Source organism: Peribacillus sp. YIM B13477, from assembly GCF_042787955.1.
Taxonomy (GTDB): Bacteria; Bacillota; Bacilli; order Bacillales; family DSM-1321; genus Peribacillus; species Peribacillus frigoritolerans.
Map to the genome: position 1 here is coordinate 24,674 of NZ_JBHZPD010000008.1, position 25,697 is coordinate 50,370.

Genomic DNA, 25,697 nt, shown 5'->3' on the forward strand with positions numbered 1-25,697 from the left:
AGGGACAATGATGTCGTTGTTCGAACAAAAGGTTTCTGAGCTTCATGAACGATTACATAAGAAAGAGATAAGTGTCACTGATCTTGTGGACGAATCGTATAAGCGAATCGGACAGGTAGAGGACAAGGTGAAGGCATTTTTGACACTTGATGAAGAAAACGCCCGCAATCAAGCAAAACGTTTGGATGATCAATTGGTAAAAGGCGAGAACGAAGGCGCTTTATTTGGTATGCCAATCGGAGTGAAGGATAATATCGTCACTAAAAATTTACGTACGACTTGCGCGAGCAAAATTTTGGAGAACTTTGATCCAATCTATGATGCAACCGTTGTTCAAAAGCTACAGAAGGCAGAAACGGTTACGATCGGTAAATTGAATATGGATGAGTTTGCGATGGGTTCTTCCAATGAGAACTCCGCATTTCAAGCAACACGCAACCCTTGGAACACGGAATATGTGCCAGGCGGTTCTTCGGGTGGTTCAGCTGCATCTGTCGCTTCCGGTGAAGTCCTATTCTCTTTAGGTTCCGATACGGGTGGATCGATCCGCCAACCAGCGGCATATTGCGGTGTCGTCGGCTTAAAACCTACATATGGCCGGGTTTCCCGATTCGGACTTGTAGCATTTGCGTCTTCATTGGACCAAATCGGACCTGTTACAAGAACTGTTGAAGATAACGCTTATTTGCTTGAAGCGATCTCAGGAGTAGATCCAATGGATTCGACCTCTGCTAATGTTGACGTGCCGAATTTTGTGAATTCATTAACAGGCGATGTTCGAGGATTGAAAATAGCTGTGCCTAAAGAATACCTTGGTGAAGGCGTTGGTGAAGAAGCGCGTAATTCCGTACTTGAAGCGTTAAAAGTATTAGAGGGTCTTGGAGCTCAATGGGAAGAGGTTTCCTTGCCGCATTCCAAATATGCTTTAGCTGCCTATTATCTGCTATCTTCATCGGAAGCTTCGGCTAACCTTTCACGTTTTGACGGTGTGCGTTACGGACATCGGACAGATAATGCAGAAACTCTTATAGAAATGTATAAGCAAACCCGTGCAGAAGGATTCGGTGACGAAGTGAAACGCCGTATCATGCTTGGAACGTTCTCCTTAAGTTCCGGTTATTATGATGCTTATTATAAAAAGGCTCAAAAAGTACGTACATTAATCAAAAAAGACTTTGAAGATGTCTTTGAAAAATACGATGTCATCGTTGGGCCGACTACACCTACGCCTGCATTTAAAATTGGTGAAAAAGTCGACGATCCATTAACGATGTATGCGAATGATATCCTGACGATTCCAGTCAATCTTGCTGGCGTACCGGGTATATCCGTGCCATGTGGATTCGCAGCGAATGGTCTTCCGCTTGGACTGCAAATGATTGGGAAGCATTTTGATGAAAGCACGATTTACCGCGCGGCTCACGCATTTGAGCAAGCAACAGATTTTCATAAACAATTTCCTAAGCTGTAAGGGGTGAAAATAATGGACTTTGAAACGGTGATTGGTCTAGAAGTACACGTAGAATTAAAAACGGATTCTAAAATTTTCTCAGCGAGCCCAAATCATTTTGGTGCCGCTCCAAATAGTAACACGACTGTAATTGACCTAGGCTACCCAGGTGTATTGCCTGTCGTCAATAAAAAGGCTGTTGATTTTGCAATGAAGGCTGCAATTGCCCTGAATTGCGAAGTGGCGGAAGTTACGAAATTCGACCGGAAAAACTATTTTTACCCGGACAATCCTAAAGCATACCAAATTTCACAGTTCGATCAACCGATCGGTGAACATGGTTGGATTGAAATCGAAGTGGGCGGCAAGAAAAAGAAAATTGGCATTACCCGCATTCATATGGAAGAGGATGCTGGAAAGCTGACACATAAAGGGAACTATTCGCTTTGCGATTATAACCGCCAAGGTACGCCTCTTGTTGAAATCGTATCCGAACCGGATATCACTTCCCCGGAAGAAGCGTATGCTTATTTGGAAAAGCTGAAATCCATCATTCAATACACGGGCGTTTCCGATTGTAAAATGGAAGAAGGATCACTTCGTTGTGATGCTAACATTTCCTTGAAACCTGTTGGCCAAAAGGAATTCGGTACGAAAACCGAATTGAAAAACTTGAATTCATTCAACTTCGTTCGTAAAGGGTTGGAGCATGAAGAAATCCGACAAGCGGAAATCTTGAATGAAGGCGGCATAATCGAACAGGAAACTCGCCGGTTCGACGAAGCTACAGGCAGAACCGTACTAATGCGAATTAAGGAAGGCTCCGATGATTACCGTTATTTCCCGGAACCGGACTTATTGACGATCCATATTGATGAAGAATGGAAAGCTCGTATCGCTGCCGAAATTCCGGAACTTCCGGATGCCCGGAAAAAACGCTATGTCGAAGAATTTGGCTTACCTGAATATGATGCAGCCGTTTTAACGGTAACGAAAGAAAGTGCGGATTTCTTTGAAGCGACAGTTGCTTCAGGTGCCGATGCAAAACTAGCATCTAACTGGATCATGGGTGAGGTTTCCGCTTTCTTGAATGCAGAAGGCAAAGAGCTGCATGATGTCAAATTGACTGCTGAATCATTGGCTGGAATGATCAAGCTGATTGAAGATGGCACGATTTCGTCTAAAATCGCTAAAAAGGTTTTCAAAGAATTGATTGAAAACGGCGGGGATGCTGAAACGATCGTCAAGGAGAAGGGATTAGTCCAAATTTCCGACGAAGGCGCATTGCGTACAGCCGTTGAAGAAGCTTTGAATAATAACCCGCAATCCATTGAAGATTTTAAAGCCGGTAAACAAAAGGCAATCGGCTTCCTTGTCGGGCAGATTATGAAAGCGACAAAAGGACAAGCCAATCCACAACTTGTTAATAAAATTTTGGTGGAAGAAATCAATAAACGTTAATGTTGACCGTATCACTTTTAAAGTGGTACGGTTTTCTCTTGATTAAGGAAAGAGTTTACTGAGAAAAATAATAAGCGGAAAAATAACTTTGAGTTATCTGTAGGGGTAACTCCTTTTTGTGTCGTCTATTACATGAATGTTTATCAGGAAAGGGGGAAGAGAAGTGTCCGATGAGTTAGTTGAGAAGGTAAGGGCTGGGAATGATCATGCATTCCGAATGTTGATTGAAACTTATAAACAGACGATTTATAGAACCGTCTATTCCGTCTTGCGGAATCAAAAGGATGCAGAAGATGTTACCCAGGAAGTCTTTATCAAAATCTACACTTCTCTTCCTCAATATAAGAACCAAGGCTTCAAAACTTGGATTACCCGAATTGCCGTCAATCATGCAATCGATCTAAAGAGAAAGAGGGAACGCCAAAAGGAAGAATTACAGGACGAACATTCATCGGAAGTTAATTTGGGCTTAACGGATGATGTCGAGGCAGTATTTTTTCGGAATGAAAGGCGAAAGCAAGTATTACGGAAGCTGAATGACCTTCCAGAGGGATATCGGGACGTTGTATATGGCTATTACATAAAGGAAAAGACATTCAAGCAAATTGCAGAGGAACAGCAGATTCAAGTGAAATCTGTGGAAGTAAAGCTATATCGGGCAAGAAATTGGATGAGAAAACATTGGAAAGAGGAGGATTTTTCATGAATCATGTTTCAGAGGCACAATGGGTTGCATATTTGGCAGATGAAATACCAGAGGCTTTAAAAATTGAATATGAAAATCATCTATACTCTTGTGACAAGTGTTTGTCCGTCTATATGGAAGCGATGGAAAAAGAAGAAACAAGTCTGGACTTTGAAGTATTTGATATTGCAGGTCCAGTCATGGACTCGATTAGCCGATTGAAAGGCGGCTCTGTTGAAGAGTCTTGGCCACACCGAAAAGAGAAGTCACTTCGGACAATCACAAGACATTACCTGATTGCGGCCGGATTTACGATTTTATTAATGGCAGGCGGGGTATTTCAATCATTGACAGAATACGTGGATTCTGTGGAATCAAGCAGTGATAAGAAAACGCAGTCCTTGACCGAGGACCTTATTGATAAAACATTTACTTGGATGGATACAATCGAAAAGAAAAATAAGGAGGGGTTTAGAAATGAATAAAAGTCCGGTATTAGCTTTTTTATTATCCTTTCTGCCAGGTTTCGGACATTTTTACCTAGGAAGGCAATATAAAGGGCTATTTTATTTTCTTGCCACAGCTGGATTGGGGCTTGGAGGTCTTTTTCTTTCGTTGATCAGTCAATCGGATGCGTTTCTGGCATTTTCCGTTATTGGAATGGTGTTTTATTTCATCAGTATATTTGATTTGGTGGTCACCTCACTGAGGAATCCTAAAAGTGAAGAGGGTATGGAGGGAATGGCAAATCAGCCGGAAGCGGAAAGGTTTTATGTAATCATCCTTTCATTCGTTCCTGGGTTAGGGCATTTTCATCTAGGCCTCATGAACCGTGGGCTCATTTTTCTCATCAGCTTTTTAGGCTTTGGCATCATGGTGATATTCATCAGTGTGATGACACAAATGGAAGGCCTGTTAATATTCATGGCACTATTGCCTGTTATCTGGATTTACAGCTTTTTTGATTCTGTTCAACAGCTGAATAAAAAGCAAAGAGGTGAGGAGCTTATCGATCGGACCGTTTTGGAAGATTTCGAGGAGAGACGGGAATCCGGGAAGAAGAGTAAAGCGGTCGCGACTTTATTCGCTATTTTCCCTGGTGCAGGTCACTTATATTTGGGGCTGCAAAAACGCGGGATTCAATTGATGGCCGGCTTTTTATTCGCCATTTACATACTGGATTTACTCCGGTTGGGTTTCTTCTTCTTCCTTATTCCGATTATCTGGTTTTATAGTTTTTTTGATGGATTGCAAAAAGCATCAAAAATGGAAGAGGGTCCAGTAGAAGATACGCCCATCATTTCAGGAATGGTCAATCATCAAAAATGGTTAGGGTTGGGTTTGGTGGGAATTGGAATCTATTTCTTGGCCAGTAATATGATCGTCCCGGCCATCGCTCCCCATTTAGATGAATGGATTGGAAGCAACTTGGAATATTGGTTTAGGGATTATTTTCAAAAAGGCCTTGTATGCATCCTTCTAATAGGCGGAGGAATCAAATTGCTGTCGGGAAGTAAAAAAGGGAGCGTCAAGGAGGAGACAAAATGAGAACATGGAGAGTCGGAACGATTTCAATGGGGATCTCCCTGGTTGGTTTGGGTTTTGTTTTACTCGTTTCTCAAATTGCGGATATGAATTTGACGACGATTCTGCTATCATGGTGGCCGTTGCTGTTCATTATCTTGGGTGCAGAGATTCTCTTCTATATTTATTTTTCCAGAAAAGAAAGTTCTTTTGTGAAGTATGATATTCTTAGCATTCTTTTCGTGGGATTGCTTGGAACGACGGGAATAGTTTTAATTCTGCTTACATCAAGCGGATTGATGGATCAAGTTAGGGCTGCCGTGAATAGTGAAGAGAAAACGGTCAATTTGCCTGGTTTCAATCAAAAGGCAGGAAAAGGCATACAGAGAGTTGTCCTGGACCCTGGCCCATACCCATTGACAATTGAAAGTGGTAAGGACGAAGAAGTGTCCGTTTTTGGAACATATGGTGAGCGGGTAATGGAAGATGATGATTCATTGTTGAACAATGCGGAAGATTATTTACTTGTTGAAAGAAATGGTGATACTCTTTATATTAGCTTCAAGGATTTACCGAGTCAAAATGGACTTTTGGACAGTGGTACAAGGAATCTTAAGGCAACCCTTATAATTCCTGCTGAGTTGGCAGTGGAGATAGACGGTCAAAGTACCGATCTTGTCTTGAAGCCTAGAAAGCTCTTGAATGACTGGAGTGTGAAGGACAGCGGAAATCTAAGTGTAGTCCTTCAGGATAATAGTGATATCAAGATAGATGCTAGAGGAATCGAGGAACTTGAAGGCCCCGAGAGTGGCTGGAAGATGACTGAAGTGAAAAAAGGAACAAGTGATGAAGGCATTGTAAAAAAGAATGGGATATTCAATAATGGTGATGGGAAACATACTTTAACGGTTACCGATACATTTAACGTGAACGTTCAATATCCATGATTGAAATCATTTACTAGAATAAAATTGTAAAAAGCATTATAATTTTCCCTGATAAGATTTCTAGTAAAATGTAAAAGATATGGACCGAAATACGGTCCTCTTTTTTTCGAATATTGCTTTTCATGTAACGAAGGATTAAGATGTAAATTATGGAATCAATATGTATAAGGATGATGGGAAATGAAAAGAGCAAGGTTGATTTACAACCCGACTTCGGGCCGGGAAGCCATTAAGAAGAGCCTGCCAGGTGTGCTAGCGAAGCTTGAAGAAGCTGGTTATGAAGCTTCTGCACATGCGACGACCGGTGCTGGGGATGCGACGAAAGCGGCAAAGATAGCGATTGAACGCGGCTATGAGGTAGTTATTGCAGCAGGGGGCGACGGTACGATTTATGAGGTTGTTAATGGACTGGCCACTGCAGAGAAACGTCCGAAACTAGGAATCATCCCGACGGGAACGACCAATGATTTCGCGCGGGCGCTGCATTTACCGAAGTCGATCGAAGGGGCAGCCGAAATTATTGCCGGCGGGCATACGATGCCGATCGACATCGGGAAAATGAACGATAAGTATTTTATCAATATTGCTGGCGGGGGCAGATTGACCGAATTGACCTACGATGTGCCGATCAAGCTGAAAACGATGCTTGGTCAGCTAGCGTACTATATTAAAGGAATTGAAATGCTTCCTTCAATTAAGCCGACGGAAGTTTCTATTGAATATGATGGAAAGCTTTTTGAAGGGGAGATCATGCTTTTCTTGGTGGCTAACACGAATTCGGTCGGCGGCTTCGAGAAACTGGCCCCTGACGCCTCTTTGAATGATGGTATGTTCACGTTGCTTATTTTAAAAAAGGCAAACCTGGCTGATATTGTCCGTGTCGCAACATTGGCAATGCGCGGTGAGCATATCCATGATAAAAACGTCATTTATGAAAAAGCCAATCGAATTAAAGTACAGGCCAAAAAGGATATGATGCTTAATTTGGATGGGGAATTTGGCGGGATGGCCCCAGCTGAATTCGTCAATCAGTATCGCCATTTTGATGTATTCATCCCGCAAGGACTACTGCCGGATGATCCGGCAAATAAATAGGTTGAAAAGGCCACTGAATCTGGTGGCCTTTTCAGTTTAATGAAGCAAGGAGAATTGCAACATGTATATCAGGAAAGCGACACCGGAGGATGCGGACAAGGCAGCCATATTGACCCGGTTAGCGATTAAGGAAATTGCAGAGGTTTTGACAGGTGAAACGGAAGAAGAAAGAATACTTTCCGTTCTTGCCGATTTGTTCAGGAAAAGTGGGAATCGGGTCAGCTATGAAAATACGCTTGTCAGTGAACATGATGGACAAGTATCTGGATTGATCATCGCTTACCATGGCAAGGATGCCGAAAGCTTGGATGAACCGATAGTGAAACAATTAAGAATGAAAATGAAAGACCCAAGCGTTACGCTCGATAAGGAAGCGGAAATGAGAGACTTTTATTTGGATACAGTATCCGTCGACCCGAATTTTCAAGGAAGAGGAATTGGCAGTGCACTGATTCAATATGTGGAGGAATACGCTAAACATAAGGGGTATCCAAGAATTTCTTTAGTCGTTGAAAATGAAAATGTAGCGGCGAATCGTCTCTATGGCAGATTAGGATATATAGAAATGAAAACCATTTCGATTAGCGGCCATGAATTTCGCTATATGGTAAAGGAAATAGAAGAACCTCCTGTTTAACAGGGGGTCCTTTTTAGTTCTTTGAATTTTGGCATTGTATGCGATTACATTTGCTGCCCATTCATGGCGGCCCAATCAGCGTAAGCTCCGGTGCCATTACAGCCGGGACAGTCGTGTATATCGGAAAAATGATATTCCGTAGGTACGAAGGAGCTGTATCCACGTCCGTAACAATCCGGACAGAGGCCTTTTTCCTCCATACTCGCTCGATGTTTTTCTATCCTTGTAGCATTCCAGGCCGATATAGAGTTAAATAAACCCATTTCCTCACCTCTTTTGTTTTTCCTTATTTTTCTTTTTTTCTTGAACTTTTATTCATGGAACTATGAAAAATCCGTAATTCCTTCCACTATATTTTTATGAAAACCAGGGTAAATTGGTGAGTGGTTTTGTGGCAAGGCCTCTATTGTGGTAAAATACAGGCTAGCATAAAAAAGAAAAGAGAAGATGATATGAAAAAAACAGCACCAGTTGCTAAAAATGATATAGTAGAGGTTTTATTTGAAGATTTAACACATGAAGGAGCTGGCGTCGCTAAAGTCGATGGCTACCCGATCTTTGTTCAGGGCTCCCTTCCAGGTGAAAAAGCAAAAATCAAAGTGATGAAGGCTAATAAGGGTTATGGCTTCGGACGCTTGATGGAGATTATCGAAAACAGTCCATACCGGGTTGAGGTCACGACTGAAGACTACCATAAGTATGGTGGTTGTCAGCTGCAGCATATGAGCTATGAAGGACAGTTGGAATTCAAGGAAAAGCAAGTACGTGAAGTGATGACACGCATTGGGAAACTTGAGGATGTGAAGGTTCATCCGATCATAGGGATGGAGAATCCAACCCATTATCGCAATAAAGCGCAAGTGCCTGTTGGTGAAAAGGATGGCAAGCTAATAGCAGGGTTCTTCAAACCGCGGACACATGAAATCGTTGAAACGAAAGAAAGCATTATCCAAAATGAAGTGATTAATGAATCCGTTCAAGTCGTTAAAGAGATTTTCAGTAAACTTGGTATTCCCGCTTACAATGAAGAGGCACATAAAGGTGTATTGCGGCACATCATGGCTCGTTATGGCAAGCAAACAGGGGAATTAATGATTGTTCTTGTTACTAGAACGAAAAGTATCCCTTTCATCGAAACCATCGTGAAGGAAATCGTTGAACGTCTTCCACAAGTTAAATCCATTGTTCAAAACGTGAATTCCAAGAAAACGAATGTTATCTTAGGCGATAAAATGACTGTGCTATGGGGCGACGAAGTGATACATGATATGATCGGTGATGTGAAATTTGCGATATCAGCAAAATCCTTCTACCAAATCAATCCAGATCAAACGAAGGTCCTTTATGATAAAGCTCTTGACTATGCAGGGCTGACTGGTGAAGAAACGGTGATAGATGCCTATTGCGGCATTGGGACCATCTCATTATTTTTAGCTAAAAAAGCGAAAAAAGTAATCGGTGTCGAAGTGGTCGAAGAAGCGATCGAAGACGCACGGCGCAACGCTGAATTGAATGAAATCTCAAATGCAGAATTCATGGTCGGCGATGCAGGTAACGTTATTGCTGAATGGTATCAAAAGGGCAACACTGCTGATGTCATCGTGGTGGATCCGCCACGCAAAGGTTGTGAAGAATCCCTTCTTAATACGATCATCGAGATGAAGCCTAATAAAGTCGTATACGTATCATGCAACCCAGGTACTCTAGCACGTGATCTTCATATCTTGGAAGAAGGCGGATATAAAGCAGTTGATATCCAGCCTGTCGATATGTTCCCAATGACGACACATGTTGAAAATGTAGTGTTATTAGAGTTGAAATGATTGAATGTGGGCCCGGTCTAATTGGCTGGGCCCGCATTTTTTATGTTTGTACAATATGGATGGACTTCCGATCCACCCACTCGCTCTCTGCGGGCGGTCGTCCCTCGGCATGCCCCTGAGGGGTTTTACTAGGTGGGATTTTCCAGCAGGAGTCTGTCCAATCAACTTAGTTACTACAGTTAGAAAGGAGACCAGCCTAAAGGAGTTGCAGGGCTGCTTTGGGTCAGGTTGTTTTCGGGAGAATATTTGAAGAAAGATAAGTTCCCGAACCCCTTTGTCAACAAACTGTTGGTCCTGGTCTAAATGACCGGGACCTTTTTCACGTAGTTAAATTGAGGGAAAGGGAGGGGGATTTTTTTTTGCAAGTTTATTCTTGACGCTCTTACTTGGACATATATTAAGAAATATATGGATTGGGAGGCAAGGTGATTTTATTAATTTTCAAAAAGCGGTGGCTGTTATTGTTGGTAGCTTTTTGGTGGGCATTGGAATTAATGGATTTTTGGTTCCTCATCATTTAATAGATGGCGGCGTAATTGGGATTGCACTCATCCTTCATTATTTCTTTAGTTTTCAAACGGGATTATCCATGTTGGTCCTTAGCATTCCTATATTTTTATATGCCTGGTATTATGAACGCCCTTTTTTCTATAGCAGCGTTCACGGATTGCTTTTGACATCCCTTTTTATGGACTGGCTTAATCCATTGAAAAAGGTTTTTTCCATTTCAATACTGACAAGCTCTTTGATTGGCGGTGTCATCATAGGAATGGGCATAGGACTCATGCTTCGATATGAGACAAGCAGCGGGGGGACGGATATGCTAGCCAAAATCATCTCTAAATCCACCTCCATGGATATCGCTTTGGCGATTATCGTCATAGATACACTAATCATTTCAGCTGCAGCATTCACCTTAGGTATCGAAATTTTTCTTTTTTCATGTGTGACGATCGTCATCATTGGACTGGTCACATCGCTTATGAAAGTGAGGGAATGAATATATAATCAGTTCCTTAAGATATGGGCTACGTTATCTATTGCCTTTTGCAGCTTTTCGCTATTTTTGCTAAACATCTCTTTAGCTTCTTTTGATTCAGTTCCAAGTGCAAACAACTCCAAGTCCGCTTGGCACTTTTTCAAGGTCGCGAGCATAAGAGGTTTTTCCTGAGGAGAAGGAACTTTAAGTTTATCATCAAAAAGATCCACAGTTAATTCTCCGTTAGAATTGGCTTGACCAAGAAAAACATTTTCGAGGATTACCCCCAACTTATCCAGTTCAGTATGAAGCCAATTTCGGTTCAGGCCAATCGTGGATAGTGGTTCATCAAGTATTAGGCCGTCCATGATGATGGTTTGTGGCTCCTTTACAGCAGCCACTGGCAGATTAAGGTCCTTAGGTGTTACAGGTTGATTTTGCTTCTTTAACATTACGGAAAAATCCCCATTGGCTTCCAATAAGGCAAACTCAACTTCAGAAATATCGAAGACATCCTTTTTTCGGAGCAATCCCAGTAATTCATCAATGGTATATTTCTCTTTTTTTAAATTATCTTCCATGACTTTACCATCTTTGATGAATACCGATGCTTTTCCTTCAATAAGATCACGGAAAGTTTTACTTTTCAAGGATATTAATCCTGCAATGAAAGGTGCTATGGCAAAAACGAGAATGGATAGTACGCCATGTATAATATTGCCCTCCACTTTTGTAGCTAATTCTGCCCCAACATTACCAATGGTTATGCCTGTTACATACTCAAAAAAGGAAAGCTGGGACAATTGTTTTTTTCCTAACACTTTAGTGATCAAAAAAAGAACAATTAAAAAGAAAAATGAGCGTAAAAGAATTTCTATCCAATCCGGCATTACCAAACACCTCCTGCTTGATTATGGTTATTAAAAACCTTTATATTGTGGTTCTTCCCGTTCTAACTCGCCCACGCGCTTTTGTACATCCTTCCTGACTTCATTCACCACCAGCATCGTTTCATGCAAAATACGTTTAGATTCATCATCTTGCGTCCGGAGTGCTAAGCTGGATAAGCCTGCTTCAACTCCTTTTAAGCTAGAGACACATTGTTTGACATTGGAAGCTATCGTCATGCAGCATCCTCCTTATCTTTTTTAAGTAGTCTGGAATAATGACTCGGAACCATGAGCGCCTGTTATCCAGGCACTGGTTGCTTCAAACATGCCAGCGGCAACAACCAATCTATCGATGCTTTTTCACATCCGCTAGGGCTACGGAAACAACCTCCGCAGCCAAGAAATGAGCAGGAGTGTGTTCAAATATCAAACCTTAGTTTTGTGCTTCTCCGTCATATTCAATCGATACGGCATGGGCGATGCATGGGATCGTCTCGCTTTGTTGAAAGGATAGGGGAGATAGCAAGGCACCGGTAGCCACGACGAGCAATCGTTTTATTTCTCCTTTTTTCATGCGATTCAATAAATGACCATAAACGACGGTTGCGGAACATCCAGGGCCGCTTGCCCCGGCCAGGACCGGCTGACCATCCCTGTATATCATTAAACCGCAATCTTTATATTGCTCTTCTATAATCGGCGTGCCATGTTTTTTAAATAATGCCAGAGAAACTTCATGTCCGATCTTTCCTAAATCCCCGGTCACTATCAAATCATAATAGGATGGGTCGATGTTTCTTTCTCTAAGATGCGCTTCAATCGTATCTACAGCGGCCGGAGCCATGGCACCGCCCATATTGAAAGGGTCGGTCAATCCCATGTCGATGACACGGCCTATCGTAGCTGAAGTTACCCTTGGGCCTTCACCGGCACTGCTTAATAAAGCCACGCCAGCCCCCGTAACGGTCCATTGGGCTGTCGGAGGTTTTTGCCCTCCGTATTCAGTTGGGTAGCGAAATTGCTTTTCTACTGCGGCGTTATGACTTGATGCTCCTGTCAATAAGTACTCTGCTCCTTTGGTATTGACAAGGTATGCACCAAGAGCCAGTCCCTCCATGGAGGTGGAACAGGCACCAAATAAGCCGAGATAAGGTGTTCCAAGCGTTCGACAGGCAAAACTGGTAGGGGTTATTTGATTGATTAGGTCGCCTCCAAGGAAAAATTGTATCTGTTCCTTTTGAAGGCCCGCCTTCTCGATTGCTTTTGTACTCGCTTCTTCCAATAAGACTTTATGTGCTTTTTCATAGGTATCTTGATTGATCCATAAATCGGAATGGAGAAGATCGAAATCATCCGCAAGCAAACCGTCTGCTTCAAATGGACCGCCAACGGTTCCTGTGGAGACGATGACAGGCTTTTGATCAAACACCCATGTGCGATGCCCCGTAAGCATTATTAAACCACCCCATTGTATGAGTATTGTCAGTAAGATTAAACAAAGGAATAACATAAAAATCCTTCAGCCGATTTGAATATAGTACAGCCATTACCTAAAGGAAACCTTTCACCGCAACCTGAAAGTAACAAAGCGGCCAATTCGGTCAAATAAAATCCGGAGATAAAGCAGTCAGCTTTTACTTTTTATCATTTAACATCCTTGTATCACATCATTCGGCGTCAAAAGTCTTTCTGAAGTCCAGGACATTCGTAATTCTCAAAAACGATCTTCTACGATGATTTTCAAGTGGCAGTCGTTCATAATTTAAGAATTACAGCTTTTTCATCCGCAGTTCAAGTCAAGTATGTAACCCTTTGGTAGTTTGTGATTGGCTTAAAGATTTTGTTCTACATTATTTTTTGATATAGAAAAAGGAATGAAAATTTTATTCTTGGTTATGGAAAGATATAAAAAAGGCTGGTTGCTTTAACCAACCTTTTTTATATGGATGATCATTGTTTATATTGAGGCTCCTCGTTTTGAATCTCTTCAATGCGAGGAGTGATGCTGTCGACAATCGTTTGTGTTTGTTGGGCAGCTTGTTGATACAATTGTTTGGCTTGCTCATTATCTGTAGAAAGGGCGAAGGTTTCAAAGCTCGCCTGAGCGCTTTTTAACCCTGCTATAGTTGTTTTGACATCGTTTATAACTGTCATATATGAACCCCCTAGTTTTTTAACTGCCTTATTAGAGTGGGGAAAAAATGATTATCTATACCTTCCAAATATATCTATGAGTGAAATCAAGTGACTAGCTTCTTAATCAAACGTTTGATTAATGGGATGGAAACAGGCATTGTTTTAATCCTCCTTTTTCAATGTACGAATCGTTTTTATTGTTTAATTATTGACCGAATTCAGAATTTTAAATATAATGTAATGAAACATAACGTGATTACGTGAGGTGATATTACATTTATATTATGGACGATTTATATAGTAGGGTAGTTATTGAAATTTCATCTGAAGAAGTGATAAAAGGACTGCTATTCCACAAAAGTAAACAGGAGTCGGAAATTGAATCAATCAAAGGAAAAATTCATAAATATGAGCAAAAACGACGAGCTGAGGAAGCTTGGTATCAATCCCTGTCACCATTTAAACGTTTTTTTACAGGGCGTGCCCCAAGTCATCACCAGGCGGTTGAACATTTGGTGAATGTGAAAGATAGATATAAACAAATCGAGAAAATAAAACAGCGGGTCGCTTTTTTGGATGAGGTGATTGGTTTACTTGAGGCTGAACCAGAAAAAAGGGAAATGAATTTACCATCAGACATCATTAAAGAAATAATGGCCTGGCAGAAAGCGGAGGGAACGCCGAGATGACTCTAGAAACGTTAAACGCAGGCTTGGATACGATTTGGGTGGTTCTTACAGCAGCCATGATACTATTGATGGAGGGCGGGTTTGCCTTATTGGAGGCAGGGTTCGTCCGTACGAAAAATAATGTGAACATCATCATGAAGGTTTTTGCCGATATTACGATCGGAACGCTTTGTTATTTCATCGTTGGTTTTGGCTTAATGTATGGAAAGGATGTATTTGGAATCATCGGGGCAAGTGGCTTTCTGCTGAAAGGTGATTTGTCGCACATCGACCTTACGATTTCCATGGATGCATATTGGTTATTTCAAGGGGCATTCGTAATCGCCGTCATTTCCATCGTTTCGGGAGCAGTTGCGGAAAGGATCAATTTTCGGGCGTATCTTATTTTTGTCGTAATGATGACAGCATTCATCTATCCGATTGCCGGTCACTGGGTATGGGGTGGCGGATGGTTAAGTAGGATGGGCATGCAGGACTTCGCAGGGTCTGCTGTCATTCATGCACTAGGCGGTTTTTCAGCACTTGCGGCTGCCATTGTTATCGGGCCGAGAGCAGGTAAATTCACTTCAAGGGGGACCAGCTCCATTTCGCTGCCGAGTAATCTCCCCTTGGCATCTGTCGGGGCATTCCTTTTATGGTTTGGCTGGTTTGGATTTAATGCAGGAAGCACCTTGCAAGCTACAGATGTCCGAATTGGACATATTGCCATTGTCACGATGCTCTCAGCTGCATCAGGGGGAGCGGTTACCCTGCTTTATACACTGTTTAGATATGGACGCTCGGATGCACCTTCCGTCATCAATGGCTCACTTGCTGGTCTTGTCGGGATTACAGCTGGATGTGCATTCGTTAGTGATTTGGCGGCGTTGCTGATTGGAGCAGTTTCTGGAATGTTGATGTTAGCTGCGACAAATTGGTTGGAAGCCCGGAAAATCGATGATCCGGTCGGTGCCTTTCCTGTTCATGCGGCATCAGGAATGTGGGGGACGATAGCGGTAGGGCTTTTCTCCACTGGAAACGGATTGTTTGCCGGCGGGGGATGGCATTTGCTCGGAGTTCAAATATTAGGATTAGTGGTGTTATGCACCTGGGGCTTTTCAGTGACTTGGCTTGTTTTTAAAGTTATAAATGTTTGGCTGCCGATAAGATCGACTGAAGAAGAAGAAGAACTTGGGTTGGATATCAGTTATCATGGCATCATGGCCACACATACCTCGCCGGAGTTCATCAAGGTCGAGGATTACTATAAGCAGGATGAAGAATTGACAAGGTAATATCTATAATACAATGGTAAAATCAAGTAAGAGGTGAATTTTTAAATGGGTGTATGCAATCTTAATCATTCGCAGCAAGATGTCAGGCTAAAATTTGAGAGCCAAAAGGCATTTTTACCAACACAATTGAGTCAAACATTAGATCGATATCTTGAAAAAGGGAATTCGCAGGAAACATTGAATGAACTTTTTCATCTATTGAAGAAGTATGACTTGTCTACCCAGGAGGAACAGGAATCTAGAAACGAAAAGTTGAAACGGATCATGTCGTAAATTAGAAAGAGCAGGAGTGTAAATATGACTCCCGCTCTTTTATTTTCTTGGCTCTTTTCGTAAAGATTGTTGTTTTTAAAACGAAACTATCTAAGGTTGATTGGAGCGGAAGTGTGAGACTCCGGAGCGGCGGGACAGGTGAGACCCTACAGGCGTTTACGCCGAGGAGGCTCACCGCCCGCCCCGCGGAAAGCGAGCATCTGGAGGGGAAATCAACCACACCTCACTACTTGGTAAATAGCAACAAAGTATGTGAAACAGTCATTTTCTTATAAATAACTTGATAAATTCCGCGGGAAAATGGCAGATTCCTATTTTTTATTCTGCAGATCAGTATTGTGTAAATACTTTTTTAAAGCAAGTAGCAGGATTCATATTTAAGGCGGCGAAAACAATTGTGTATATGACAAATAGTGAAAATCGTAAAGCTTTGTAACTCTGGACAAGGGTTTGGTGAACCTTTAAAGATTAATCAATCGTTTGATTAAATCTTAAATGAAAAAGCGGGAGCTCACAATGAGCTCCGGCTATTTCCTTCATTAAAAACCATCATCTGTTGCGGTGAAGGGGATATTAAGGTTTCTTTCCACGGCCCGAAGTCTTTGATTCAGTCTGTTTAACCTATTCGTATGTCGCTGGTCCGCTTGACTTAGCCTGGTGATTTCCTGGTTAATGCGGTTCACTTCACGATTTATCCGCGTAATTTCTTGGTTCTGCCGATTGAGTTCCCTCGTTTGACGCTCGTTTTGACGCTCAAGTTCCCGGATTCTTCTTTCAAGTTGTTGAGGCTGCCTTTCAATATCGAATTGGTCTGGCACCTGGCTATATGGATTTTCTTGTACCTGCTGAAAGTTCCAATCTTGCTGTGGCATATAATCAAATCGTTCAGGCTGTTGGAAGTATGGGTTAAAATTTGGTTCAAAGTACTGATGATTTCCGTTTTGTTGTGGATAAGGATAAAATCCGTATGAATTCATGGTCAACTCTCCTTTTTAAAATCAGGATGGATACCCTATAACTTATGTCAGTTCCGGTGAAGTGACTAGGCGTTAGCCCATATGAATGGGAAGAAGAAGGAATTCACAGAAAAAATTTCAATAAATTTGCAGAAATCATCCGGTTCCTATATCGTTTAGGATAGGAGAAATTCTTTTTTTCATCTTGAAACCAATTCCAAGGATAATCCGTATATAAAGAAAAGAGTGAAAGTCAGGAGTGTAATGATAATGAATCGATTTGTTGCTGATTTTGTTCCAATATTGATTGCATTTCCAATGGTTTTGCCAGTTTGGATGATTAGCTATTTCGTATTGAATCAACCGTTTGCCCTGTCCGTTGTCATATCTTTAGCAGGAGGGGTACTTGCATACTGGCTGAGTTCCGTATATTTTTCATCAAGATACCTCAAAAAACATGAATTGACGAGAAAAGAATATCAATATATAAAGAAAAATTTAATTGAAGCAAAACCGAAGATATGGCGGGTGCAAAAAGCACTAATCTCGGTCAGGCATATCTCTTCTTTTAAACAGAGGAAAGAGATGATTAAAATGATCAGGAAAATATACAGTCTGACAAAAAAAGAACCGAAGCGGTTTTATCAAGCGGAACAGTTTTATTACTCCCATCTGGATTCTGCCATGGAGCTTGCGGAGAAATATGTTTTTCTAGCACAGCAGCCAAAAAAGAATAGGGAACTCGAACTTTCTTTAACGGAGACTCGTAAAACTTTAAAGGAACTTACTAATACGATAGAAAAGGATTTATATAAAGTGATTGCCGATGATATCGATGACCTTAACTTCGAATTGGATGTTGCTAAGCAATCCATTAAAACTAGAAAAGAGTCACAAGTAATTGATGAAAGCAGGAGGTTAAAATGAATAACAATGATCCAAACCTGTTGAATAAAACGAATAACTCCAGTTTGATCGATGACCTTTTAGCCAATCCATTTGATGGGGTGCAGGAGCTTGAGAAAGTATCTTCCCAGGAAGCGAAACCGGTTAAACTGATTGATGTCATTCCTGAAGAGAACAGGGCAAAAGCTTATCAGCTTGCCGAACAAATCGAACCAACGAATCATCAGGCAATGATATCCTATGGTACACCCGCCCAATCAAAGCTCCTGACCTTTTCTAATTCCATGCTTGAGCATGTCCAGAAAAAAGATGTGGGTGAAGTGGGCAGCATTATCAATGATTTAATGAAAAAGTTAAACGAACTCAGCCCGGATGAGTTAAAACCGGATAAGCCCTCATTTTTTGCGCGTATGTTCGGGAAGCTCTCGGGATCTGTACAGGAGGTGCTATCCAAGTATCAAAAAACCGGTGCCCAAATCGACCGAATCAGTGTAAAACTCGATCGGAGCAAGAATATCCTGTTATCGGATATCGTAATTCTCGAAAAGCTATATGAAACGAATAAGGAATATTTTCAAGCATTGAATGTCTATATTGCAGCTGGGGAAATCAAACTCGAAGAAATCCATGAGAAAACGATTCCGGAGCTAAGGAAGTCCGCTGAATCAAGTAATGATCAAATGAAGTTTCAAGAAGTAAATGATATGCTGCAATTTGCTGAACGGTTGGATAAAAGGCTTCATGATTTGAAGTTGAGCCGTGAAATCACGATTCAAAGCGCACCGCAAATCAGGCTGATCCAAAACACGAATCAGGCACTAGTCGAAAAAATCCAATCTTCGATCATGACAGCCATCCCACTTTGGAAAAACCAGGTTGCGATTGCACTGACCCTAATCAGGCAAAGGCATGCTGTAGAAGCCCAAAAACAGGTTTCCAAGACTACAAATGACTTGTTATTGAAGAACTCCGAGATGCTGAAAACGAATACCATTGAAACCGCAAAAGAAAATGAGCGCGGACTTGTCGATATCGAAACATTAAAGAAAACGCAAGCTAACTTGATATCCACGCTTGAGGAGACCATGCGGATTCAAGAAGAAGGCAGGCATAAACGCCGTCAAGCTGAACAGGAATTGGCGTCAATGGAAAATGAACTGAAGCAGAAACTATTAGAGATAAAGGGATAAGGGGAGATAACATGGAGACTATCGAGGCTATAAAAACGAGAAGAAGCATTGGAATCGTTAAGCAGGATCCGGTTCCTAAAGAAATGATCGAGCAAATCATTGAAGCCGGAACATATGCACCTAATCATCATCGGACGGAGCCTTGGCGTTTTTTTGTTTTGACAGGGGAAGGAAGAAATAAACTTGGGCAGGTATTCGAAGAAATAACAAGAATCGAAAATGCTGATGATACCCCTGAAAGTTTAATCAGCAAGCTCGAAAGGCAAAAAAAGAATCCATTAAGGGCTCCAGTCATCATCGCAGTGGGCATAGAGCCTAGTGATAAGAATAATGTCCTCGTCGCAGAAGAATATGCGGCTGTGAACAGTGCCATCCAAAATATGCTTCTTGCAGCACATTCTCTAGGTTTGGGAGCAGTATGGAGAACGGGGAAAATAACTTATCATGACAAAGTCCGTGAATTTTTCAATTTATCCTCTAAGGGAGAGGTGTTGGCTTTCATATACTTGGGTTATCCTGACATGGAGCCGAAACCTGCTAAGAAAACACCGATTGACGAATTGACCACATGGATCGGATGAGGATTAGGGGCTGCATCAGTTTATAGACACTGATGCAGCTTTTTTTATTGCCTTCAATAAGGCTTCTTTAATTATGTTTTTACTGAAAGGGATTTGACTTTGTCAGGCTTCGTTTCAAGTGACGATTGGTGAATTAGGTTGTACAATACAAAGGAAGAATAAATTTTGATGAATTAGGATGTGTCTATAGATGAGAACGATTGATCCATTTGAGATACTCGATGGAAAAGCGATAAAATATTTGGATGTATTTGGCGTTGAGGATGGCATTGCTTTAAAAAGTAAATACGAAGATAAATCGTATTGGATATATGATTATTATTGCATGCATCAGACTTGTGATTGCCAGGAAGTATACCTTGAATTCGTTGAGGAGCTTAAAGGCAATAAACAGGCGGGACAGCATTTTGGAGTGAGGGTTTCTTTCGGGGATAATCAATTCGTCCTGGAGGATTATAATATTTCGAAGCAAAAGGCGATGGATATCGCGGAAGATACGCTGAAGTACAGTAAAGATGTAATGGAGTTATTTAAACAGCGGTATCAGCAAATGAAGGAAAAAGGCACGCAAATTATCACGGAAAGTGCAAAGGCAGCTAAAATGCCGCATGTTCATGCAGAACCGGTCATTGGCAGAAATGAGCCTTGTCCATGCGGAAGCGGGAAAAAATACAAAAAATGCTGCGGTGCAGCTTAACATCTTGGAAGCTGACTCGATTCGGAGTCGCTTCTTTTTTATTGGAAAAGTGCGTGCTTGGGAAAAAAATGAGAAATAAGTGTAGCATAAAACGAACATTTGTTCTATAATAAGAGTACCAGATAATAACACAAAAAGAAATAAAAACTAGTTATTTAGACGGAATTTTCCGAAAACTTCTTTTTTATTTTCATAAATCTGGTATATATAAGAGAGAAGAGTTTTTTGATCTCATCTCTTTCAACGGTAGACGGCAACCAGACGGGATGAAAATCCCTACACTGATGGCAGTTTAACTTATTGAACGAAGGAAGGGGTAATCAAATGACAAGAGAAAAAAGATTAATACCTTACAAAGTTCTTGAAGTAATGGAAACGGTGAAAGAGAAGATTCCTGAGGGTGTCGAGCTTGTGAAAGCACCGGCAATTTGGGAAAAAAGCAGCTATGGTGAGGGCGTGGTAGTTGCCGTCATTGATACAGGCATAGACAAGGGACATCCAGACCTCAAGGAAAGAATCATTGGCGGGAAGGATTTTACCAATACCGGGGATTATCAAGATGATAACGGACATGGGACACATGTTAGCGGTACGGTTGTTGCTGCCATTAATAATGCTGGTGTAGTGGGAGTGGCTCCGAAAGCAAGCATATTAGCGTTAAAGGCCCTAAATGGTCAAGGACAAGGCGACATTGATTGGATTAATGGTGCTCTAGAGTATGCCATCAATTGGCGGGGACCAAATGAAGAAAAGGTTTCGGTTATTTCACTTTCGCTTGGCGGACCTCCCGATGAGACTGAACACAAACTCATTCAAAAGGCACTTCAGAACGATATCCTTGTTGTTTGTGCAGCTGGAAATAGCGGTGATGGGCGTCATGAAACGGATGAATTGGATTATCCAGGAGCATATCCCGAGGTAGTGGAAGTGGGGGCTGTGGATTTAAGCAGAAATTTAGCGGATTTTTCAAATTCAAATGATGAAATTGACTTGGTGGCGCCAGGGGTTGATATTCTCTCTACGTATCCAGGAAATAAATATGCCAGGTTGAGCGGAACGTCAATGGCTACGCCTCATGTAAGCGGTGCGGCAGCCCTCTTGAAAGTGATTGCTGAAAAAGAATTTGAGCGCAATTTAACTGAAGCGGAATTATATGCACAGCTGGTGAAAAGTACGGAAGATCTGGGAATAAGCAAAAAAGCGCAGGGAAATGGACTGCTTAACTTAACGATTACGGAACAAAGAGCTGAAAAATCGATTAAGATTACGATAGAATCAGAAAATCTAAAGCTACCGAGTAAATCGGTGGTCATGGAATATTAGAGAAAAAAGGTGCCCTAAGAAATTTTTGGGGCACCTTCCATAATGATTATTTTTTATTTTTCCTTAGAGCTGCAAAAAGCGCTACAATGGAAAGAATTAATGATATGACAGCCAGGGTAATGATCAGCGTTTGGTTGCCATCACCTTCTGTTGTTGCTGCATCCTTTGAATTGTCAGGTGTCATGGAATCATTAGTGTCAGCTTCATCTTCGTGACCATGGTCCGCAGGTGAAGCATCAGCCTTGGGTGCAACCGTGATTTCCGTTACAGAATGCGGTAGGTCTGAGCCTTCTTCACCGCTCCATTCAACAATTTCACCATCTTCGTAATATTGAAATGCATCCCAGGCAACTTTCGTTTCTTCTTTAGGATTTTGTGCTACGAAAGAGAATTGCTGGAATTGTCCAGCAGCTATTCCTTTGTCAGTTGCTGCCCAAGTTACCGTTTTTACATGTCCATCTTTGTCACCTTCTGTCGTTACTTTCCATCCCGGTACAGGCTGATAGCTTTCAAAAGTAACCCCTTCAGGTACTTTTAAAGTCACCTTTGTAGTGGCAGTTTCTTTTTCTACGGGTACTTTAATTGTATAAGTTTCCCACGCCTCAGGTGCAGATGAACTTGGCTTGACCGTAACGTGAGCATATGCTGAACCGGAAAAAATGAATAATGAAGCAAATGTAAAAATAAGTAGCTTTGATATGTTTTTCATTTGTATAAATCCCTCCTATTATGAATTCCCTATGAAAATTATAAAATCAGCATTGATTGAATCCAGGCTTTCAGTCAATCCATGAACATGGATATTCCACTTTCCTGGCATGGTTAATATAGACTTTGATGTAAATGTCCCTGTGTTTTTCTCCTTCATTTGCAGCTTTATTTCACCGCGTGTCGTATCCAATGGCTGCATCGTGATCGTAAGCTGCTCTATTTCAGCAATTGGCTTGCCTTCCTTGGATAGATTTACTTGAATCAGGTTATCCCCGACTTCATTGGGCGTCACCATTAATGTAACCTCGTTATTTTCTTCAGTCCGTAACGTTTTTTCAATGGGGCCGGGAGAAGACATGGCAGTTTGGACATTTGTTAATAAAGCTGCAACGAGAAGGATGACGATTCCTAAACCAAACTCCATCCCCACACTATAACCAAGTTTTTTCGTTTGCTTTTTCCCTCTGAGAAAATGAAAGCCGCCTAAAACAATCATGATTAACATGAGACCGATTTTCGCTAGTATCAATTGGCCATATGTTGTGTTAAACATTGAATGGATAGTTGGTACATGCTGTAAACTGCTATATATTCCGCTAATAATCAGGATGATTACAAACAGAAATGCCCATTTGGAAAACCTTTGAATGATCGACCAGTAAAAGGTTTTCTTATCTTCTTGGACTGACTGCCGATCTGCAAGCCCAGGCAAAATCACCAATAAGGCCATAAGGCCGCCGAGCCATAAAGCCATGGACAATAAATGAAGGAAATCCATCAAAACGGCCAGTGCCTGATTAGGAACGGCTGCTGTATGTCCGGTGAATGCCTTACAAATCATCAAGCTGGCAATTATGATGAATGAAATGAAAGGTAGTGATTTATTCAATGAGTTCTCGAGCATGAAATAAATTACTAAAAATAGAAGGAGCAATATTAGAATTTCCATGATCCAGATCGTCCCAAAGTTTGTAGCATTCAATACTTCCTTTATATAACTAACATTAAATGCATCGGTCCAACCTACGCCAGCATCGATCGTAACTCTTAAAGGCAGACTGCAGAAGATGGAAAATGCTAAACCAGCATATGAAAGCCAAAGGTATAGACGGGTTCTTCTGCTTGCTTCAAAAAGTCGAAAATCCTTCATTAGCGATAATCTGAAAAATAGGATTCCGGTAAGGGCAGCGAAGCATATGTATTGTAGACTTTGCAGAATAACGTTGATGGAATTCGGAAAACTTTCATTCACTTCGGAATTATTTTGATCTGATAGGCCTGCCGAATCTCCGAATTGAAAGGGGATAGTTCCTTCAATAGGATGGCCATCACTCGAAACCACTCTCCATTTAATATAGTAAATCCCTTCATCGATCGTGCCCTTCCACTTAGCTTCCAGTATTTTTTCACTCTGTTCAGAGATTGTACTGTCTTGAGTTTGAATTTTGTCTCCATCTTGGCTGAATACCTCAAGCGAATGAAAAGCTGGTTGTATATTCTCGCTGAATTGAATGGTGATCTTTTCAGGAAGAGTATCCATCGCTTCATTCTGGCTAGGATTAGAGCTGATTACTGTAGCATGACCAGAAGCCATTGCCGGGTATAAAAGCAAACTGAATAGGCTGACTACCAGCCATAAATATTTTTTCATCTTGGTGTGCCATCATCCTTTCATCCGATTATGTAAGCCCATTATAAAAGGAAAATGTGAAAAAACAGTGAAAATAATTTAGTTATCTAAAGGCAGTTTAAGAGGTTCGCTAGAAAATGAGAACAATAAGTTTTAGTTTTGCCTTCCATTCCAGTATAGCCATAAATAAGTGGTGGGAATTCCACTTTGCATAAAGTTTATACCAAATAGGCATCCTCCTTTTGATATAAACTCCATTAAGAAATAATTAAGGTTCCTTTAGTAATCTGAGCCTATCATGTTTAAGGAATTTGGAGGGATAGGTTTTGATGAAGAAGGGATTAAAAGAAACAAGTGTGAAGGTGATCTTGGTTGGTTCCCTTGTGGGGATGGGAACATCCACTTATATGCCAGCGACAGAAGCTGCGGAAGGCACTTCTGTCATTTTGGAAGAGGCACAAACGGTAAATAGTCTTTCAAAGCTAGAGATAGAGGGTATGGCATTGGATCAAAAGTTTACAGAAGATGTACACGACTATAGTTCAACAGTGGGGAATGATGTGGAAAAGATCACCTTGCTTGCAGCAAGCCCTAACGAGAATGCAGCCATATATGTGAATGGTGTCAAAATGACGGATGGTAAATTGAAGGATTTAACACTTCACACTGGCATGAATACGTTTGTAATCACCGTCAGCGATGGGGAAAATGAAACCGTAACCTATACTCTCAAGGTCGAAAAACATGAAAGTGATGATAACCTTTTAACATCGATTGGATTATCAAAAGGCTCATTAACATTCGATTCTAAAGTGACAGCTTATCATGCTTCAGTTGAAAATGAAGTCCAGTCGGTTACGGTAACTCCGACATTGAGTAACAGTAAGGCAATTGTAAAGGTGAATGGAAAGGATGCAACCAGTGCAGGTGTAAAGGTTACCCTTCCAGTCGGTAAGACCACGGTGAAGATAACCGTTACAGCAGAAAATGGAAATGAAAAAACATATACACTTACGATTACACGGGCTGCAGCCGCAGCTAAGGAAACGGAATCGAAAGCTGCTCCAAAAGAGGATGAAGTCCAAAAGGAGCCTTCAACAGGAACGAGTAAAGCCCATCCTTCCTCGGATAAGGGGAATAAATCATCTTTACCATCAGCAGGATCCTCGGATAAGGGGAGTAAAACATCTTTAACATCAGCGGAATCCTCCAATAATCAAAAGCCAAGCGGTGGTGTCAGTGAAGTAACGAATGCACAGCAAAATGAAAGTATTTCAACACAAAAAGTGAAAACGGATTCTGTTGAGAAAGTAACGTCCGCAGATTCTTTAGGCGAGGAAGGCAATAATGGACCAGTGTTGAACAGTCTGACGGTGTCATCCGGCGTATGGAACAAATCTTTTGAATCTAATGAGCATACCTATCATATCGAGGTCGATAATGATATTTCTTCAGTCGAATTGAATGCAACGACAAATGCCAGCGGAGCAACGATTGAATATGACGGTGCGAGCAGTGCAAAAGTGAAGATCAAGGATAAAGCGAAAACGGCCATTTCCGTTACCGTTTCAAAGGATGGGGAGCGTCGTACTTACGTCCTTGTTTTCGAAAAGAACATGGATGTTGAAATGGATGAGGAAGAAACCATGGATGATGTCAAAACAAAAGAGGTGGAAGTTGAGGCAGCGCAAACGAGTACAGCTGGTATGACGGAGAGCGAAACATCCAATGATTCAGAAGGTCAGACTAATGGGAAACAACCTGTTGAGACGGTTTCATTCTTTGGGAATATAAAGGAATTCTTCACCTCTCTGATAAAATAGGATGGTTTTGAATCCTG

The 25,697-nt window shown here is 41.4% G+C and carries 26 protein-coding genes and 1 pseudogene; 19 read left to right on the top strand and 8 right to left on the bottom strand.

Going from position 1 to position 25,697, the window contains the following annotated elements; all coding sequences use genetic code 11:
* Nucleotides 1-10: 10 nt before the first annotated feature.
* From gatA to ACFX4H_RS20690, 8 genes are all read left to right on the top strand, one after another.
* Entirely contained in the window at nucleotides 11-1,471 is a 1,461-nt protein-coding gene (gatA, locus tag ACFX4H_RS20655; protein ID WP_034306080.1) for an Asp-tRNA(Asn)/Glu-tRNA(Gln) amidotransferase subunit GatA, read from the top strand.
* A gap of 12 nt (nucleotides 1,472-1,483) precedes the next feature.
* Nucleotides 1,484-2,911 carry an Asp-tRNA(Asn)/Glu-tRNA(Gln) amidotransferase subunit GatB gene (gatB, locus tag ACFX4H_RS20660; RefSeq protein ID WP_034306078.1) on the top strand — a complete coding sequence of 476 codons (1,428 nt, stop codon included), beginning with the start codon at nucleotides 1,484-1,486 and terminating at the stop codon, nucleotides 2,909-2,911.
* Between the two features lie 163 nt (nucleotides 2,912-3,074).
* Entirely contained in the window at nucleotides 3,075-3,617 is a 543-nt protein-coding gene (locus tag ACFX4H_RS20665; protein WP_034306075.1) for an RNA polymerase sigma factor, read from the top strand.
* On the top strand, nucleotides 3,614-4,081 hold the full coding sequence (locus ACFX4H_RS20670) for a hypothetical protein (protein WP_377436120.1): 468 nt from the start codon (nucleotides 3,614-3,616) through the stop codon (nucleotides 4,079-4,081). The genes ACFX4H_RS20665 and ACFX4H_RS20670 overlap by 4 nt, the downstream gene beginning before the upstream one ends.
* Nucleotides 4,074-5,144 carry a multi-TM2 domain-containing protein gene (locus tag ACFX4H_RS20675; RefSeq protein WP_034306071.1) on the top strand — a complete coding sequence of 357 codons (1,071 nt, stop codon included), beginning with the start codon at nucleotides 4,074-4,076 and terminating at the stop codon, nucleotides 5,142-5,144. The genes ACFX4H_RS20670 and ACFX4H_RS20675 overlap by 8 nt, the downstream gene beginning before the upstream one ends.
* A complete protein-coding gene (locus ACFX4H_RS20680) occupies nucleotides 5,141-6,067 on the top strand; it encodes a LiaF transmembrane domain-containing protein (RefSeq protein WP_377436121.1) in 927 nt (308 codons plus the stop codon). The genes ACFX4H_RS20675 and ACFX4H_RS20680 overlap by 4 nt, the downstream gene beginning before the upstream one ends.
* A gap of 180 nt (nucleotides 6,068-6,247) precedes the next feature.
* A complete protein-coding gene (locus ACFX4H_RS20685; RefSeq protein ID WP_034306067.1) occupies nucleotides 6,248-7,162 on the top strand; it encodes a diacylglycerol kinase in 915 nt (304 codons plus the stop codon).
* A 61-nt stretch (nucleotides 7,163-7,223) separates the two neighbouring features.
* The gene (locus tag ACFX4H_RS20690) at nucleotides 7,224-7,799 is read left to right on the top strand and encodes a GNAT family N-acetyltransferase (protein ID WP_034306065.1); all 576 of its coding nucleotides are present in this window, start codon (nucleotides 7,224-7,226) and stop codon (nucleotides 7,797-7,799) included.
* 44 nt (nucleotides 7,800-7,843) lie between these two features.
* Here the strand turns inward: ACFX4H_RS20690 and ACFX4H_RS20695 are convergent, their stop codons facing one another.
* A complete protein-coding gene (locus tag ACFX4H_RS20695) occupies nucleotides 7,844-8,062 on the bottom strand; it encodes a hypothetical protein (RefSeq protein ID WP_034306063.1) in 219 nt (72 codons plus the stop codon).
* Between the two features lie 189 nt (nucleotides 8,063-8,251).
* On the opposite strand from ACFX4H_RS20695, the gene rlmD reads away from it, so the two are divergent.
* Both rlmD and ACFX4H_RS20705 read left to right on the top strand, forming a co-directional pair.
* Nucleotides 8,252-9,622 (top strand): 23S rRNA (uracil(1939)-C(5))-methyltransferase RlmD, encoded by a 1,371-nt coding sequence (rlmD, locus tag ACFX4H_RS20700; protein WP_377436122.1) that lies wholly within the window; start codon nucleotides 8,252-8,254, stop codon nucleotides 9,620-9,622.
* A 451-nt stretch (nucleotides 9,623-10,073) separates the two neighbouring features.
* Complete coding sequence (locus tag ACFX4H_RS20705) at nucleotides 10,074-10,622, top strand: YitT family protein (protein ID WP_308110651.1); 549 nt, start codon at nucleotides 10,074-10,076, stop codon at nucleotides 10,620-10,622.
* 8 nt (nucleotides 10,623-10,630) lie between these two features.
* On the opposite strand, the gene ACFX4H_RS20710 is transcribed toward ACFX4H_RS20705, so the two are convergent.
* The 4 genes from ACFX4H_RS20710 to ACFX4H_RS20725 all read right to left on the bottom strand — a co-directional run bounded on the left by ACFX4H_RS20710 (nucleotide 10,631) and on the right by ACFX4H_RS20725 (nucleotide 13,645).
* Nucleotides 10,631-11,491 (bottom strand): DUF421 domain-containing protein, encoded by an 861-nt coding sequence (locus ACFX4H_RS20710; RefSeq protein ID WP_063592282.1) that lies wholly within the window; start codon nucleotides 11,489-11,491, stop codon nucleotides 10,631-10,633.
* A 30-nt stretch (nucleotides 11,492-11,521) separates the two neighbouring features.
* The gene (locus ACFX4H_RS20715) at nucleotides 11,522-11,728 is read right to left on the bottom strand and encodes a DUF1657 domain-containing protein (RefSeq protein WP_034306058.1); all 207 of its coding nucleotides are present in this window, start codon (nucleotides 11,726-11,728) and stop codon (nucleotides 11,522-11,524) included.
* A gap of 196 nt (nucleotides 11,729-11,924) precedes the next feature.
* Nucleotides 11,925-12,944, bottom strand: coding sequence for a stage V sporulation protein AD (gene spoVAD / locus ACFX4H_RS20720; protein ID WP_202316204.1), 1,020 nt, complete (start codon nucleotides 12,942-12,944; stop codon nucleotides 11,925-11,927).
* 497 nt (nucleotides 12,945-13,441) lie between these two features.
* Complete coding sequence (locus ACFX4H_RS20725) at nucleotides 13,442-13,645, bottom strand: DUF1657 domain-containing protein (protein ID WP_057278507.1); 204 nt, start codon at nucleotides 13,643-13,645, stop codon at nucleotides 13,442-13,444.
* 266 nt (nucleotides 13,646-13,911) lie between these two features.
* On the opposite strand from ACFX4H_RS20725, the gene ACFX4H_RS20730 reads away from it, so the two are divergent.
* Genes ACFX4H_RS20730 through ACFX4H_RS20740 form a run of 3 tightly spaced genes read left to right on the top strand, consistent with a single transcriptional unit; the run spans nucleotide 13,912 to nucleotide 15,863 of the window.
* Complete coding sequence (locus tag ACFX4H_RS20730) at nucleotides 13,912-14,316, top strand: hypothetical protein (RefSeq protein WP_241637333.1); 405 nt, start codon at nucleotides 13,912-13,914, stop codon at nucleotides 14,314-14,316.
* Nucleotides 14,313-15,590 (top strand): ammonium transporter, encoded by a 1,278-nt coding sequence (locus ACFX4H_RS20735; protein ID WP_377436123.1) that lies wholly within the window; start codon nucleotides 14,313-14,315, stop codon nucleotides 15,588-15,590. Before ACFX4H_RS20730 ends, ACFX4H_RS20735 begins: the two co-directional genes overlap by 4 nt.
* Nucleotides 15,591-15,635: 45 nt before the next feature.
* Nucleotides 15,636-15,863: a group-specific protein gene (locus ACFX4H_RS20740; protein WP_241637331.1), complete on the top strand. Its 228-nt coding sequence runs from the start codon at nucleotides 15,636-15,638 to the stop codon at nucleotides 15,861-15,863.
* Between the two features lie 539 nt (nucleotides 15,864-16,402).
* Here ACFX4H_RS20740 and ACFX4H_RS20745 read toward each other — a convergent pair.
* Nucleotides 16,403-16,735 carry a coiled-coil domain-containing protein gene (locus tag ACFX4H_RS20745; RefSeq protein WP_034306570.1) on the bottom strand — a complete coding sequence of 111 codons (333 nt, stop codon included), beginning with the start codon at nucleotides 16,733-16,735 and terminating at the stop codon, nucleotides 16,403-16,405.
* Nucleotides 16,736-17,089: 354 nt separating this feature from the next.
* Between ACFX4H_RS20745 and ACFX4H_RS20750 the strand changes: the two genes are divergently transcribed.
* The 5 genes and pseudogenes from ACFX4H_RS20750 to ACFX4H_RS20770 all read left to right on the top strand — a co-directional run bounded on the left by ACFX4H_RS20750 (nucleotide 17,090) and on the right by ACFX4H_RS20770 (nucleotide 21,516).
* Complete coding sequence (locus ACFX4H_RS20750; protein ID WP_034306048.1) at nucleotides 17,090-17,746, top strand: 5-bromo-4-chloroindolyl phosphate hydrolysis family protein; 657 nt, start codon at nucleotides 17,090-17,092, stop codon at nucleotides 17,744-17,746.
* Entirely contained in the window at nucleotides 17,743-18,915 is a 1,173-nt protein-coding gene (locus ACFX4H_RS20755; protein ID WP_377436124.1) for a toxic anion resistance protein, read from the top strand. The genes ACFX4H_RS20750 and ACFX4H_RS20755 overlap by 4 nt, the downstream gene beginning before the upstream one ends.
* Nucleotides 18,916-18,926: 11 nt before the next feature.
* Nucleotides 18,927-19,496 carry a nitroreductase family protein gene (locus tag ACFX4H_RS20760; protein ID WP_048686185.1) on the top strand — a complete coding sequence of 190 codons (570 nt, stop codon included), beginning with the start codon at nucleotides 18,927-18,929 and terminating at the stop codon, nucleotides 19,494-19,496.
* A 619-nt stretch (nucleotides 19,497-20,115) separates the two neighbouring features.
* Nucleotides 20,116-20,193 (top strand): annotated as a pseudogene (locus ACFX4H_RS26870) (SEC-C metal-binding domain-containing protein); the annotation flags it as partial.
* A 324-nt stretch (nucleotides 20,194-20,517) separates the two neighbouring features.
* Nucleotides 20,518-21,516 carry a S8 family peptidase gene (locus ACFX4H_RS20770; RefSeq protein ID WP_063592275.1) on the top strand — a complete coding sequence of 333 codons (999 nt, stop codon included), beginning with the start codon at nucleotides 20,518-20,520 and terminating at the stop codon, nucleotides 21,514-21,516.
* A gap of 46 nt (nucleotides 21,517-21,562) precedes the next feature.
* Here the strand turns inward: ACFX4H_RS20770 and ACFX4H_RS20775 are convergent, their stop codons facing one another.
* Both ACFX4H_RS20775 and ACFX4H_RS20780 read right to left on the bottom strand, forming a co-directional pair.
* Nucleotides 21,563-22,225 carry a YcnI family copper-binding membrane protein gene (locus tag ACFX4H_RS20775; RefSeq protein WP_377436125.1) on the bottom strand — a complete coding sequence of 221 codons (663 nt, stop codon included), beginning with the start codon at nucleotides 22,223-22,225 and terminating at the stop codon, nucleotides 21,563-21,565.
* Nucleotides 22,226-22,243: 18 nt separating this feature from the next.
* Nucleotides 22,244-23,878 carry a copper resistance CopC/CopD family protein gene (locus tag ACFX4H_RS20780; protein ID WP_377436126.1) on the bottom strand — a complete coding sequence of 545 codons (1,635 nt, stop codon included), beginning with the start codon at nucleotides 23,876-23,878 and terminating at the stop codon, nucleotides 22,244-22,246.
* Between the two features lie 308 nt (nucleotides 23,879-24,186).
* Here ACFX4H_RS20780 and ACFX4H_RS20785 point away from each other — a divergent pair, with 308 nt between their 5' ends.
* Nucleotides 24,187-25,680 (top strand): cadherin-like beta sandwich domain-containing protein, encoded by a 1,494-nt coding sequence (locus ACFX4H_RS20785; RefSeq protein WP_377436127.1) that lies wholly within the window; start codon nucleotides 24,187-24,189, stop codon nucleotides 25,678-25,680.
* Nucleotides 25,681-25,697 lie beyond the last annotated feature (17 nt).

What these genes read in the sequence shown, in the direction of transcription:
- ACFX4H_RS20685 (WP_034306067.1), top strand. Translation starts at nt 6,248, where the DNA reads ATGAAAAGAGCAAGGTTGATTTACAACCCGACTTCGGGCCGGGAAGCC.
- ACFX4H_RS20730 (WP_241637333.1), top strand. Translation starts at nt 13,912, where the DNA reads ATGGACGATTTATATAGTAGGGTAGTTATTGAAATTTCATCTGAAGAA.
- ACFX4H_RS20675 (WP_034306071.1), top strand. Translation starts at nt 4,074, where the DNA reads ATGAATAAAAGTCCGGTATTAGCTTTTTTATTATCCTTTCTGCCAGGT.
- gatB (WP_034306078.1), top strand. Translation starts at nt 1,484, where the DNA reads ATGGACTTTGAAACGGTGATTGGTCTAGAAGTACACGTAGAATTAAAA.
- ACFX4H_RS20680 (WP_377436121.1), top strand. Translation starts at nt 5,141, where the DNA reads ATGAGAACATGGAGAGTCGGAACGATTTCAATGGGGATCTCCCTGGTT.
- ACFX4H_RS20750 (WP_034306048.1), top strand. Translation starts at nt 17,090, where the DNA reads ATGAATCGATTTGTTGCTGATTTTGTTCCAATATTGATTGCATTTCCA.
- ACFX4H_RS20690 (WP_034306065.1), top strand. Translation starts at nt 7,224, where the DNA reads ATGTATATCAGGAAAGCGACACCGGAGGATGCGGACAAGGCAGCCATA.
- ACFX4H_RS20755 (WP_377436124.1), top strand. Translation starts at nt 17,743, where the DNA reads ATGAATAACAATGATCCAAACCTGTTGAATAAAACGAATAACTCCAGT.
- ACFX4H_RS20735 (WP_377436123.1), top strand. Translation starts at nt 14,313, where the DNA reads ATGACTCTAGAAACGTTAAACGCAGGCTTGGATACGATTTGGGTGGTT.
- ACFX4H_RS20710 (WP_063592282.1), bottom strand. Translation starts at nt 11,491, where the DNA reads ATGCCGGATTGGATAGAAATTCTTTTACGCTCATTTTTCTTTTTAATT.
- gatA (WP_034306080.1), top strand. Translation starts at nt 11, where the DNA reads ATGTCGTTGTTCGAACAAAAGGTTTCTGAGCTTCATGAACGATTACAT.
- ACFX4H_RS20780 (WP_377436126.1), bottom strand. Translation starts at nt 23,878, where the DNA reads ATGAAAAAATATTTATGGCTGGTAGTCAGCCTATTCAGTTTGCTTTTA.
- ACFX4H_RS20785 (WP_377436127.1), top strand. Translation starts at nt 24,187, where the DNA reads ATGAAGAAGGGATTAAAAGAAACAAGTGTGAAGGTGATCTTGGTTGGT.
- ACFX4H_RS20715 (WP_034306058.1), bottom strand. Translation starts at nt 11,728, where the DNA reads ATGACGATAGCTTCCAATGTCAAACAATGTGTCTCTAGCTTAAAAGGA.
- ACFX4H_RS20670 (WP_377436120.1), top strand. Translation starts at nt 3,614, where the DNA reads ATGAATCATGTTTCAGAGGCACAATGGGTTGCATATTTGGCAGATGAA.
- ACFX4H_RS20775 (WP_377436125.1), bottom strand. Translation starts at nt 22,225, where the DNA reads ATGAAAAACATATCAAAGCTACTTATTTTTACATTTGCTTCATTATTC.
- ACFX4H_RS20740 (WP_241637331.1), top strand. Translation starts at nt 15,636, where the DNA reads ATGGGTGTATGCAATCTTAATCATTCGCAGCAAGATGTCAGGCTAAAA.
- rlmD (WP_377436122.1), top strand. Translation starts at nt 8,252, where the DNA reads ATGAAAAAAACAGCACCAGTTGCTAAAAATGATATAGTAGAGGTTTTA.
- spoVAD (WP_202316204.1), bottom strand. Translation starts at nt 12,944, where the DNA reads ATGCTTACGGGGCATCGCACATGGGTGTTTGATCAAAAGCCTGTCATC.
- ACFX4H_RS20745 (WP_034306570.1), bottom strand. Translation starts at nt 16,735, where the DNA reads ATGCCACAGCAAGATTGGAACTTTCAGCAGGTACAAGAAAATCCATAT.
- ACFX4H_RS20760 (WP_048686185.1), top strand. Translation starts at nt 18,927, where the DNA reads ATGGAGACTATCGAGGCTATAAAAACGAGAAGAAGCATTGGAATCGTT.
- ACFX4H_RS20695 (WP_034306063.1), bottom strand. Translation starts at nt 8,062, where the DNA reads ATGGGTTTATTTAACTCTATATCGGCCTGGAATGCTACAAGGATAGAA.
- ACFX4H_RS20770 (WP_063592275.1), top strand. Translation starts at nt 20,518, where the DNA reads ATGACAAGAGAAAAAAGATTAATACCTTACAAAGTTCTTGAAGTAATG.
- ACFX4H_RS20725 (WP_057278507.1), bottom strand. Translation starts at nt 13,645, where the DNA reads ATGACAGTTATAAACGATGTCAAAACAACTATAGCAGGGTTAAAAAGC.